This is a genomic window from Rhodothermales bacterium (assembly GCA_041391505.1).
Taxonomy (GTDB): domain Bacteria; phylum Bacteroidota; class Rhodothermia; order Rhodothermales; family JAHQVL01; genus JAWKNW01.
Window position 1 is genome coordinate 204,371 of the sequence record JAWKNW010000008.1, and the last position, 12,574, is coordinate 216,944.

At 64.3% G+C, this 12,574-nt stretch carries 2 protein-coding genes; both read right to left on the reverse strand.

What is annotated here, in order from left to right; translation table 11 throughout:
• Positions 1-157: 157 nt before the first annotated feature.
• Positions 158-5,185 (reverse strand): FG-GAP-like repeat-containing protein, encoded by a 5,028-nt coding sequence (locus R2834_10515; protein MEZ4700752.1) that lies wholly within the window; start codon positions 5,183-5,185, stop codon positions 158-160.
• A gap of 314 nt (positions 5,186-5,499) precedes the next feature.
• Positions 5,500-12,105: an FG-GAP-like repeat-containing protein gene (locus tag R2834_10520; protein MEZ4700753.1), complete on the reverse strand. Its 6,606-nt coding sequence runs from the start codon at positions 12,103-12,105 to the stop codon at positions 5,500-5,502.
• Between the last annotated feature and the right edge of the window lie 469 nt (positions 12,106-12,574).

Below are 12,574 nucleotides of genomic sequence, written 5' to 3' on the forward strand. Positions count from 1 at the left end.
AAAGGGGGAAAGTCATGACGTACTTCGCTAACGCCGTCATGAGCTCGCCTGCGGCTCGCGGTCATTGGCTTTTCCCACCAATGACCGCGAGCGAAGCGAGCTCATGTACCCGAATGCCGCGCGTTCAGGTCGGGCGGCGCCGGGACATCATGACCATTTACTTGACCAGCAGCATGCTCTTCACCGCCGAGAACGAACCGGCGTCGATGCGATAGAGGTAGACACCGCTGGCGACGGTTACGCCGGCGTCGGTGCGTCCATCCCACATCGCTTCGTGCCGTCCCGCTTCGAGCGAGCTATCGAGCAGCGTGGCGATCCGGCGCCCCATGGCGTCGTAGACTTCCAGGCGCACGGGCGCGGCCTCGGGCAGCGCGAAGCGGATGGTCGTCGTCGGGTTAAACGGATTCGGATAGTTGCCTTCGAGCGCGAACTCGGTGGGCAGATCCTGGGCCGCCATCAGGTTGAGGGCAGGCGCCATCGCGCCGGCTTTCGCCGCGACGGGCGCGGCAGTGCGCGGGCTTTCGTCCGGCCCGATCCCCGAGGGGGTGAAGTTGGCGTCCGTCGTCATGACAATCTTGTCGATCGCGAGGCCATCCTCACGCATCCAGACGTTGATTTCATGCTCGCCGGCCGTCGCGATGTTGAGCGTCTGGCGCAGACCGGTCTTCACGAGATCGACCCATACCCACTCGCCGTAGGTCGTGGTGGCCAGGCCGTTCACGTTCGACGGGATCTGCCCGTCGTTGCCGATGTGCACCGTCTTCGCCTTGCTGTCCGGCGCCCAGACGCGGCCCCACAGGTAGTAGTTGCCCGTGGTGCCGAAGGTCACGCTGAAGCCCATCTCCGGGCTGGTCGAGGTGACGCTGTTCTTGATCTGCGTGCCGTTGTCGGGCGTGGTGACCATCGATCCGCCGCCGCTGAAGCCGCCCTTTGCCGTGTCGAGGACCCAGCTGTGGCTGCTCCGCTCGATGTTGGTATGGAAGTTTTCAGCCTCCATGACCACCATGCCGGCGGATTCGATGAACGAGCCCGTGCCGCCACCGCCGTTCGACGTGACCGTCACGTTCTGGCTCGTGCTGCCGGTGGCGCCCATGTCGTCGGTGACGGTGAGGACGACCGAGTACGTGCCGGCGGCGCCATACGTATGGCTGGCCGTCACGCCGGTGCCGGTCGCGCCGTCGCCGAAGGTCCACGCATAACTCACGATGGAGCCGTCGTCCGTGGACGCCGAGGCGTCGACGTTGACCGTCAGGTCGGTCGTCGTGGCCGTGAAGCTGGCGATCGGAGCGGGGTTGCCGCCGCCGCTGCCGTCACGCGGGCTCTCGGCGGGGCCGGTGCCCGTCGGCGTGAAGCCGGCGTCGGTGGTGAGCACGATCTTGTCGATCAGCATCCCGTCTTCGCGCATCCAGACATTGACTTCGTGCACCCCCGGGGTGGACACGTCGATCGTCTGCCGCGTCCCGCTGCCGATCATATCGACCCACTGCCAGGAGTTGTAGACGGTCTTGGAGATGACGCCGTTCGAGTTGGACGGGATGGCCCCGTCGAAGCCGAAGTGCATGCGGTCTCCGTTGCTGCCCGGCGCCCACACGCGGCCCCACATGTAGTAGGTGCCGGTCGTGGTGAAGTTGACGTCGAAGGCCAGTTCGGGGCTGGTGTTTTCGACATCCACCGTGATCTGGGCGCCGTTGTCGGGCGTCGTGATCATGGCGCTCACGCCGCTGAAGCCGGCGTTGGCGGTGCTGGTCACCCAGCTGTGGTCGCCGCGCGGGATGTTGGCCGTGAAGTTTTCGGCTTCCATCGTCACCTGGCCGCCCGACTCGACAAACGCGCCGGTGCCGCCGGTGCCGTCCGTCAGCGTCACCGTACGGGTGGTGCTGCCGGTGGCGCCTTCGTTGTCCGTCACGGTCAGCGTGATCGTGTAGGTGCCGTACGCGGCATAGGTGTGGCTGGCCGTGACGCCGGTGCCCGTGGCGCCGTCGCCGAAGGTCCAGGCATAACTCACGATCGAGCCGTTATCCGACGAGGCCGACGCGTCCACATCCACCGTGAGGTCGCTCACTGTGGTGGTGAAGCTGGCCGTGGGCGGAACGTTGCCACCGCCTTCTTCCGTCACCGTAAGGCGCTGGTTGATCCCCACGCCCGTGAGCGTCTGCACGGTGCCCGAGGGCCACGTGATGACCAGGGAGGAGATCGAGCTGGCCGAGCCGAGACCGAAGTAGGCGCCGAGGTCGTCGCCGCCGCCGAGGCTGGAGCCCGAGCGCGTCTCGTAGTAGCGCGTCACCCCGCCGGCGGTGAGCGCGAGGCGCGCCCCGATGCCGTCGCGGTTGCTCGTCGTGCCCACGAGGTCGACGATCAGCCAGTTGTTGCCGTTGGTGTTGTTGTTCTTGAAGAGACGGGTCTGGCCGAAGTAGTTCACGAGGAACATGTCCGGGTCGCCGTCCTTGTCGTAGTCGGCATACACCGGCGTACGGGAGCGGCTCATGTCGGACATGCCGCTGGTGCCGGTGACGTCGGTGAACGACGTGCCGTTGGCGTTGTTGTGCCAGAGGGCGATGTCTTCCTGGATATCGGCACCGTTGAGGGCGCCGCCGGCCATGAAGAGGTCGGGCCATCCGTCGAGGTCGTAGTCGAAGAAGTTGGCGCCCCACGAGAAGTTGCGGGAGGACACGCCGGCTTCATCGGTGGCGTCGACGAACGCGCCGCCGGTGTTCTTCAGCAGGAGCGTGCCGTCGCGGCTCTTCGGGTATTCGAGCGTTTCGTTGCCGTTGTCGGTGTAGAAGAAGTCCATCCACCCGTCGCGGTTGTAGTCACCCACGGCGAGGCCCATGCCGTTCTGGCAATAGTCGGCGTTGGCGGTGGCGCTGGTTTCCGTGAAGGTCCAGGCCGAGACGCCGTTGGTGCCGCCGTCGTTGCGGTAGAGCCGCATCGGACCGGAGTTCTGCCCGAAGGGGCAGTCGCGGATGGTATAGACGTCGAGGTCGCCGTCGTTGTCGTAGTCGGTCCAGCCGGCGATGAACGAGCGGCCGATCCGGTTGGCGCCGAGCAGCATGGCGGAGACATCGGTGAAGGTGCCGTCGCCGTTGTTGTGGTAGAGGTAATCCTGCTCGCCGTCGCCGGTGAAGGTATTGCCTTCGATCGGCATGTGGTGGGCGACGTAGAGGTCGACGAAGCCGTCGTCGTCATAGTCGCCCCAGGAAGCCGACGTGCCGCGGCGCTGTTCGGAGGCGCCGAGGCCGGAGCCGGCCGTGACGTTGGTGAACGTGCCGTCGCAGTTATTGCGGAAGAGGACGTCGTCGTTGCCGTTGGCCAGGTAGAGATCCTTGCAGCCGTCGTTGTTGTAGTCGGCCACGGCGACGCCCGAGCCGTCATGGCCCGAGTCGGCGACGCCGGCGCTGGCCGCGACATCGGTGAAGGAGCCGTTCGTGTTCTTGAACAGCTTGTTGGCGCCGGTCCGCATCGTCATGTAGAGGTCCTGGTCGCCGTCGTTGTCGTAGTCGAACCACGCGGCGCCGGTGCCCATGCCCATGTCGCCCGTCAGTTCGGAGTGCGTCACGCTGACGCCGGCGGCCGCGGCCACGTCGGTAAAGAGGTCCGTCGCGGAAACGCCGCCGTCTTCGACGACCGTCATGCGCTGGTTGACGCCCAGGTTGGTGAGCGTCTGGACCGTGCCCGAGGGCCAGGTGACGGTCATGCTGGTGACGGTGCCGGCCGTGCCGAGGCCGAAGTAGGCGCCGGTGTCGTCGCCGCCGCCGAGGCTGGAGCCCGAGCGGGTTTCGTAATGCTGCGTGACGCCGCCGGCGGTGACCGCGATGCGCGCGCCGATGCCGTCGCGGTTGCTGGTCGTGCCCTGGAGGTCGACGATCAGGTAATTGTTGCCGTTGGCGTTGTCGTTGCGGAAGAGCCGCGCGGCCGCGCCGTAGTTGAAGAGGAAGAGGTCGGGATCGCCGTCGGCGTCATAGTCGCCGAAATAGCCGGCGCGGGAGCGGGTGAGATCGATCACGCCGCTGCCGGTGGTGACGTCGGTGAAGGACGTGCCGTTGGCGTTGTTGTGCCACAGCTTGGTCGAGACGTCGGTGCCCGGGTTGAGCGAGCCGCCGGCCATGAACAGGTCCAGCCAGCCGTCGAGGTCGTAGTCGAAGAAGTTGGCGCCCCAGGAGAAGTTGAGGGAGGAGACGCCGGCCGCGTCGGTTCCGTCGCTGAAGCTGCCGCCGTTGTTCTTGAGGAGCACGGTGCCGGCGCGTTCGGGAAAGCCCGAGCTGCCGGCGCTGCCGTTGTCCGTGTAGAACAGGTCCATCGTGCCGTTGCGGTTGTAGTCGCCCACGGCCACGCCCATCCCGTTCTGGCAGAAGTTCGAGCCGGTGGAGGCCGAGACTTCGGTGAACGTCCAGTTCGACACGCCGTTGGTGCCGCCGTCATTCCGCCAGAGGTTCATCGGGCCGGAGCCGTCGAACCCGCAGTCGCGGATGAGATAGATGTCGAGGTCGCCGTCCTGGTCGAAGTCCGTCCAGGCCGCGATAAAGCTCGCGTTCTCGCGCGTGCTGCTCCCGAGGAGGCTGTTGGACACGTCGGTCCAGGTGCCGTCCCCGTTGTTGTGGAAGAGGTAATCCTGATCCTTCGTTTTGTCGTCCACGACGCCGTAGCCGTCCACGGGCATGTGGTGGGCGACATAGAGATCCAGGAAGCCGTCGCCGTCGTAGTCGCCGACCGAGGCGGACGTGCCGCGGCGGTTGCCGGTGGCTTCCAGGCCCGAGCCGGCTGTTATGTCGGTGAACGTGCCGTTGCAGTTGTTCTTGAGCAGGACATCCGCGTTGCTGTTGGCGAGGTAGAGGTCCTTGCAGCCGTCGTTGTTGTAGTCGAACGCGACGACGCCGGCGCCATCATGGCCGGCATCCGCCGCTCCGGCGCTGGCGGCGACATCGGTAAAGGAGCCCCCGGTATTCTTGAACAGCTTGTTTGCGCCCGTCCGCATCGTCATGTACAGGTCCAGGTCGCCATCGTTGTCATAATCGAACCAGGCGCCCCCAGCCCCCATGCCCATGTCAGCGACCGACGCACCGTCGTGGGTCACGTTGATGCCGGAACTTACCGCGACATCCGTGAACAACTGGGCGTAGCTCGGAGAAACGAGCAGGGAGAAGAGTACCGATGATGCGAAGAGCAGCGATGAGGTTGATTTGCACATAGCTCTCTCCAGTTTGCTTGCAGTATGAAACAGGTGAAATGCCGCGCGCCGGGACCGGGCGTTGCATGGCGGGGGGGAGATGTAGCCGGTAGGGCAGAGGGGCGAGATAATGAAGACATGAAGCCCCTGCCATGCGTAATCCGGCGGTTAGACCGTGGAGGGACGTTTGGCGTCTAATCGATGGCGCGGATGCGCTATTTGGAGTGAGCCACGGAAGATCGCAAACGGGAAATCGCAAACGGGCAAAAGACAAAAGGCAAAACAGGGTTGCCCCCATTTTGCCTTTTGCCTTTTACGACGTGTACGCTTTCAGCTTACTTCATGAACACCATCTGGTGCACCTGGCTGAAGTTGCCGGCGGTCATGCGCAGGATGTACACCCCGCTCGCGACCGTGTGGCCCATGTCGTTTTTCCCTTCCCAGCGCGCCTGGTACCGGCCGGCGCCGAGGTTGGTGTCGATCAGGGTCGTGACTTCACGGCCCATCATGTCGTACACCACCAGCCTCACATCCGATGCTTCGGGCAGCGCGAAGCCGATCGTCGTCACCGGATTGAACGGGTTGGGGAAGTTGCCTTCGAGCGCGAACTCGGTCGGCAGGTTGGACTGAACCAGCGTCTCGCCCAGGTCGCCGAGGGCATTGCCGCCGTCGCGAACGACGCCGGAGCCACTGATGACAGGCGCTACGTTCGGGCTTTCGGCAGGGCCGGTGCCCGTCGGCGTGAAGTTCGGGTCGGTCGTCATGACGATCTTGTCGATCGACAGACCGTCTTCACGGATCCAGGTGTTGATCTCGTGGACGCCCGGCGTCGCGACGTTGAACGTCTGACGCAGGCCGTTTTTCACGAGGTCGACCCAGAGCCACTGCCCGTAGGTGGACGTGGCGAGACCGTTGACGTTCGACGGAATCGCTCCGTCGATACCCATGTGAACCGTCCGGCCCTTGCTGTCGAAGGCCCAGACGCGTCCCCAGAGGTAGTAGTTGCCGGTCGTCGTGAAGTCGACGTTGAACACCAGCTCCGAGCTGGACGCCTCGACATTGCTCGTGATCTTCGAGCCGATGTCCGGATCGGACAGCATGTAGCTCGCACCGCTGAAGCCGGCGTTGGCCGTAGCCGTCACCCAGCTGTTGGCGCCGCGAACGATGTTGTCATGCGCGTTTTCCGCTTCCATGACCACCATGCCGCCGGCCTCCACGAACGCGTTGCCGCTGGAGATCGGGTTGACCGTCACGCTCTTGGTGATCGCGCCGGTGGCTCCCTCATCATCCGTAACGGTCAGCTGGACCGAATACGTACCGTCGACGGCGTACGTGTGGCTTACCGTGACTCCGGTATCGACGTTGCCGTCGCCAAAGTCCCAGGCATAGCTCACGATCGAGCCGTTGTCGGTCGAAGCCGACGCGTCGAAGTCAACCTGCAACGTACCCGGCACCTGCGTCGCCGTAAAGCTGGCGATCGGTGAGGGGTTGCCGGAGCCACCGTCGCGCGGGCTTTCGGAAGGACCGACACCCGTCGGCGTGAAGTTGACGTCGGTCGTGAGCACCATCTTGTCGATGAGCAGACCGTCTTCACGCATCCAGGTGTTGATATCATGAACGCCCGGCGTCGCGATGTTAAACGTCTCGCGGATGCCGTTCTTCACGAAGTCCACCCAGATCCACTGGCCGTAGGTGCCCGTCGAGGCCCCGTTGACGTTCGACGGCACGGTGCCGTCGTAGCCCATGTGCACGGAGCGGCTCTTGCTGTCCGGGGCGTAGATACGGGCCCAGACGTAGTAGTCGCCGGTCGTGTTGAACAGGACGTTGTGTCCGAGTTCAGGGCTCACGGCTTCCGGATTCGACTTGTACTGCGTGCCGATATCCGGATCCGAACGCATGGCGCCCGCGCCGCTGAAGCCGGCGAACGTCGTGCTCGAAACCCAGCTATGGGCGCCGCGCGGCGTGTTGGCATCGAAGTTTTCAGCTTCCATAACCACCATGCCACCCGACTCCAGGAAGGCTCCCGTGCCGGCGCCATCGCTTACGCTGACGCTCTGGCTCGCGGCCGCCGTGGCGCCGAGGTTGTCGGTCACCGTCAGCTGTACGGTGTAGGTGCCGGAGGCGGCGTAGGTGTGCGACGTCGTGACGCCGCTGTCCGTGTTGCCGTCGCCGAAATCCCACGCGTAGCTGACGATCGAGCCGTCGCTATCGGACGAAGCCGAGGCGTCGAAGTCGACCGTGAGGCCGTTCACCGTGGTGGTGAAGCTGGCCGTCGGCGGGTTGTTGCCGCCCGTGTTCTGCTCGGTCACCGTGAGCCGCTGGTTCACCGACACACCCGAGAGGGTCTGCACGGAGCCCGACGGCCAGGTGATTTCGAGGGTCGAGACGAGCGTGTTCGACCCGAGGCCGAAGTACGCATACGGCGCGTCGGTCGCGCCGAGGCTGGTGCCGGCGTTCGTTTCGAACACCTGCACGCCGCTGTTCGTCGTCGCTTTTACGCGAGCGCCGATGCCGAAGCGGTTGCTGGTAACGCCTTCCAGATCGACGATCAGGTAGTTGTTGATCCCCTGATAGTCGTTGCGGAAGAGCTGCACCTGGCCACCATAGTTCACGATCGCGATGTCCAGGTCGCCGTCGCCGTCATAGTCGGCCACGGCGCTGGTGCGCGAACGTTCGCTGGTTTCCAGGCCGCCGCTGGTCGAGGAGACGTCGGTGAACGTGCCGTCGCCGTCGTTCTGCCACAGATAGGACGGAACGAGGACCTGGGCGTCGTTCAGGGCGCCGCCGGCCATCCAGAGGTCGAGCCATCCGTCTTTGTTGAAGTCGAAGAAGCTCGAGCCCCAGGAGAACTCGGTGTTGGCCACGCCGGCAGCCACGGTGTTATCCGTGAAGTTGCCGCCCGTGTTTTTCAACAGGACCGCGCCGGCGCGCTCCGGATCCGTGCCACCCGGCGTGTTGCCGTTGTCGGTGAAGAACAGATCCAGATAGCCGTTGTGGTCGTAGTCGCCCACGGAGATGCCCATGGCGTTCTGGCACCAGTTGGCGCCGACGCTCGTGCTCACATCCGTGAACGTCCAGTTGGAGACACCGTTCGTACCGCCATCGTTACGCAGCATAACCTGCGGACCGGTGGAGAGGAACGGGCAGTCATGGACCAGGAAGAGGTCCGAGTCGCCGTCGTTGTCGAAGTCCGTCCAGCGGCCGACAAACGTAGCGCCGACCTGCTCGGCCCCGAGGACCATCGCCGACACGTCGGTGAAGGAGCCCGTGCCGCCATCGTTGTGGAAGACGTAGTTCGTCGCCTGGGCGCCGGTGAAGACCGCGTCGCTGACCGCCATGTGGTTGGCCACAAAGAGGTCGAGGTAGCCGTCGTCATCGTAATCGGCCCAGGATGCCGTCGTACCGCGGCGTTCTTCGGAGACCGTCAGGCCGGAGCCGGCCGTCACGTCGGTGAAGGTGCCGTCGCAGTTGTTGTGATACAGCTGGTCGGCGTACGAGTTGGCGAGGAAGATGTCGATACAGCCGTCGTTGTTGTAGTCGGCCGCGGCGACACCTGCGCCATCTTCCATGGAAGCCACGCCGGCGGCCGCTGCGACATCGGTAAAGGTCCCGTTATCGTTGCGGAAGAGCCGGTTGGCGCTGGCGCGGGTCGTGATGTACAGGTCCTGGTCGCCGTCGTTGTCGAAGTCGAGCCAGGCGGCGCCGGTGCCCATGCCCATGTCGGCCGCGATGAGGTTGCCGTCATGCTGGAAGCCGACACCCGTCGCCGTGGAGACGTCGGTGAAGAGATCGCCCGAAGCGGGGATTTCTTCGACGACCGTCAGCCGCTGGTTGGCGGCCACGCCGGCGAGGGCCTGTACGATGCCCGAAGGCCACGTGATGGTGACGTTGGATACGGTCCCGTTCGTGCCGATGCCGAAGTAGGCGCCGAGGTCATCGCCGCCGCCGAGGCTGGAGCCCGACCGGGTTTCGTAGTACTGCGTGCCGCCATCAGGCGTGTTGATCTCGATCTTGGCGCCGATGCCGTCGCGGTTGCTGACGACGCCGACCAGGTCGATGACCAGGTAGTTGTTACCGTTGTTGTTGTCGTTGCGGAAGAGCTTCGTCGTCCCGGCATAGTTCACGAGGAACATGTCCAGGTCGCCGTCGCCGTCGTAGTCGCCGTAGACGCTCGTACGGGTGCGGGCATCGTCATTGAGGCCGCCGCTGAGCGCGGAGACATCCGTGAACGTGCCGTCGCCGTCGTTCATCCAGAGCGAGCCCGGCGTCGGGTCGAACGAGTTCATCGCGCCGGCCGCCAGGTACAGGTCCTGCCAGCCGTCGAGGTTGTAGTCGAGGAAGTTGGCGCCCCACGACCATTCGCGGGAGTTGACGCCGGCGATCGTCGACTGATCGCTGAAGCTGCCGCCGTCGTTGCGGAGCAGCATCGAGCCGGCGATGCCAACCTGACCCACGGGGACCGTACCGTTCCCCCCGTTGTCGGAGAGGAAGTAGTCCATGTCGCCGTCACGGTCGTAGTCGCCGGTGGCGAGGCCCATGCCGTTCTGGCAATAGTCCGTGCCGATCGCGGCGCTGACTTCCGTGAAGGTCCAGCTGGTGGCGCCGTTGGTGCCGCCGTCGTTGCGGAACATGAGCTGCGGCGCGGTGAAGTCGAACGGACAGTCGTGCACGACGAAGACGTCGAGGTCGCCGTCGTTGTCGAAGTCCGTCCAGCCGCCGCCGAAGCCCATACCCTGACGGGCGGTGCCCATCAGCATGTCGGAGACGTCGGTGAAGGTACCGTTTCCATTGTTATGGAAGATGTAGTCCTGCGCCTTGATCTGTTCCGTAGCGCCGGTGACGGTGTTGCCACCGATCGCCATGTGGTTGGCCACATAGAGATCGACGAAGCCGTCGCCGTCGTAGTCGCCCCAGGAAGCGGTCGTGCCGCGGCGTTCTTCGGACGCTTCGAGGCCGGAGCCGGCCGTCACGTCGGAGAAGGTGCCGTTGCAATTGTTCTTCAGGAGCACGTCCCCATCGCCGTTGGCGAGGAAGAGGTCGCGGCAGCCGTCGTTGTTGTAGTCGGCCACAGCAACGCCCGCGCCGTCATGGCCGGCATCGGCCGCGCCGGCCGCAACCGCCACGTTCACGAACGAGCCGCCGTTGTTCTGGAACAGCTTGTTCGCGCCGGTGCGCTGCGTCACGTAGAGGTCGAGGTCGCCGTCGTTGTCGTAGTCGAACCAGGCGGCGCCGGTGCCCATGCCCATGTCGGCCACACTGTCGCCGTCATGGAGGAACGCCACGCCGGCCGCGGAGCCGACTTCGGTGAAGAGGCCCGTCGCCGACGGGGTCTCGGTGATGGCGATCGTCTGGTTCGTGCCGACGCCCGTGAGCGTCTGAACGATGCCCGACGGCCAGGAAACTTTGACTTCGTCGACCGTGGTCGCGCTGCCGAGCCCGAAGTGCAGGGTCAACTCATCCTGCGAATGCGAGCTGACGCCACCCTGGACCTGGCGACGGTACGTGGTACCGCCGGCGGTCACTTCCACGAGCGTGCCGATGGCGGCACGGTTGCTGACCGTGGCTTCCAGATCGATCGAGAGCTGGTTGCCCGTGCCCGTCGAGACGTTCTGGTAGAGCCGGAGCGTCCCGTTGAGGTTGACGATGGCGAAGTCTTCGTCGCCGTCACGGTCGTAGTCCGCCACCGCGGAACCGCGGGAGTCGCCGGAGATCATGCCGGCGGCAACCGAGATGTCGCTGAACGTGCCGTTGCCGTTGTTCTGGAAGAGCATGTCGTGCATCGGCGTCGGCGCGATCACGCCGACGAGCAGATCCTCGAAGCCGTTGTTGTCGGCGTCGATGAAGCTCACCGCCCAGGAGTCGCCGCTGGCGACGCCGGCAGCCGGAGCCGAGTTTTCGCTCCACGTACCACCCGGGTTGCCCAGGTAGAGCGTGTTGCCTTCCGCAACCGGCTCGACACCGCCCGGATTGAGCAGGTCGGACATGTAGATGTCCCAGTCGCCATCGTGGTCGATGTCGGCCAGGTCGATCCCCATGCCGGCGCCGGAGTCATCGCCGATGCCGGCCATCGTGCCGGTCAGTTCGGTGAACGTGCCGTCGCCGTTGTTGTGGAAGTACTGGTCGTGATGGTACGGAGACGCATCGTGCACGTTGACCACGTACAGATCGGGGTAGATGTCGCCGTCCATCAGACCGCCGAAGACCGCGAGGGTCGGGCGGTCCTGATCGGCCGAACCGGTAAAGATGCCGGCCGTCGTCGTTACGTTCGTGAACGTACCGTCGCAGTTGTTCTTGTAGAGTGCGTTGCGGTTCTGGTCCGTGCCACCCGCATCCCACACCATGTTGCCTACGAAGAGGTCGATGCAGCTATCGACGTCGTAGTCCAGCCACGCCGCCGTATAGCTCTTGTACCCGCCGTTGGCGCCGAAAGGCACCGGGGCGAGGTTGTCCACGCCGGCTGCAGCCGCAACTTCCTGGAAAAGCGGCGTGGAAACGGCGTTGCCGTTTTCCACCCACATGTTCTTCAGCAGGAAGTTCGCCTTGCCGTCGGCGACGAAGAGGTCGTTGCCTCCAACCGTGATGTAAATGTCCATGTCGCCGTCATTGTCGTAGTCGGCAAACACGGATCCGGTCATTTCGACGACCGGCAACGCGGGCAAAAGGGCATCCTTATTGGAGAAGGTGCCGTTTGTCTCGTTGCGGTACAGATGGGGTACTTCCCCACCGCCGTTGGCCAAAAACAGGTCGGGATAACCGTCGTTATCGTAGTCGACCCAGTTTACGCCCAGACCGTGCCTCGATGTGCTATCGTAGGTATCCCCCCCCACACCGGCCGCCACGCTCACATCGCTGAACGCGATCTGAGCCTGTACGTCGGTTGCAAGGAGAGTCACCACAAGTAAGCACAGCAAGGTGAAGAGATTCTGCTTTCGTTGATGCATTTCACTCACCTGATGGTCGCTTGGGATCTTGCAGTTGATCATGAAAAAAGGAATTTGGGGGACGATTGCGTCTTTCCCGGCATGAGGAGCGGGAGTGGAAAAACACGAGCCGAGGGGGGTGGAAACGGCATGACAAGTCGGGGCAAACGTGTCGCTGCCGAGTGGCGGGGGGACTCGAGGTGATGCATGAAACAAAAAAAACAAGCCGCCAGAGTCATCCGACGGCCCGATCGGTACGGGTAGGTTTGGCTATCACTGGTGGGCATTTATGCGCTAAAGGGGCCGCAGTCTGCTTGACTGCGCCCCCCTTAGCGGTTCAAAGATCATGGTTCAAGGTTCAAGGAATGGCTGTTCTTCCACAGGCTCCTTGAACCTTGAACATGGAACCTGAAACCCTTATTTCACCACCACCATCCGCTGCACGGCCGAAAACGAGCCGGCGGACATCCGCAGCAGGTACGCCCCGCTC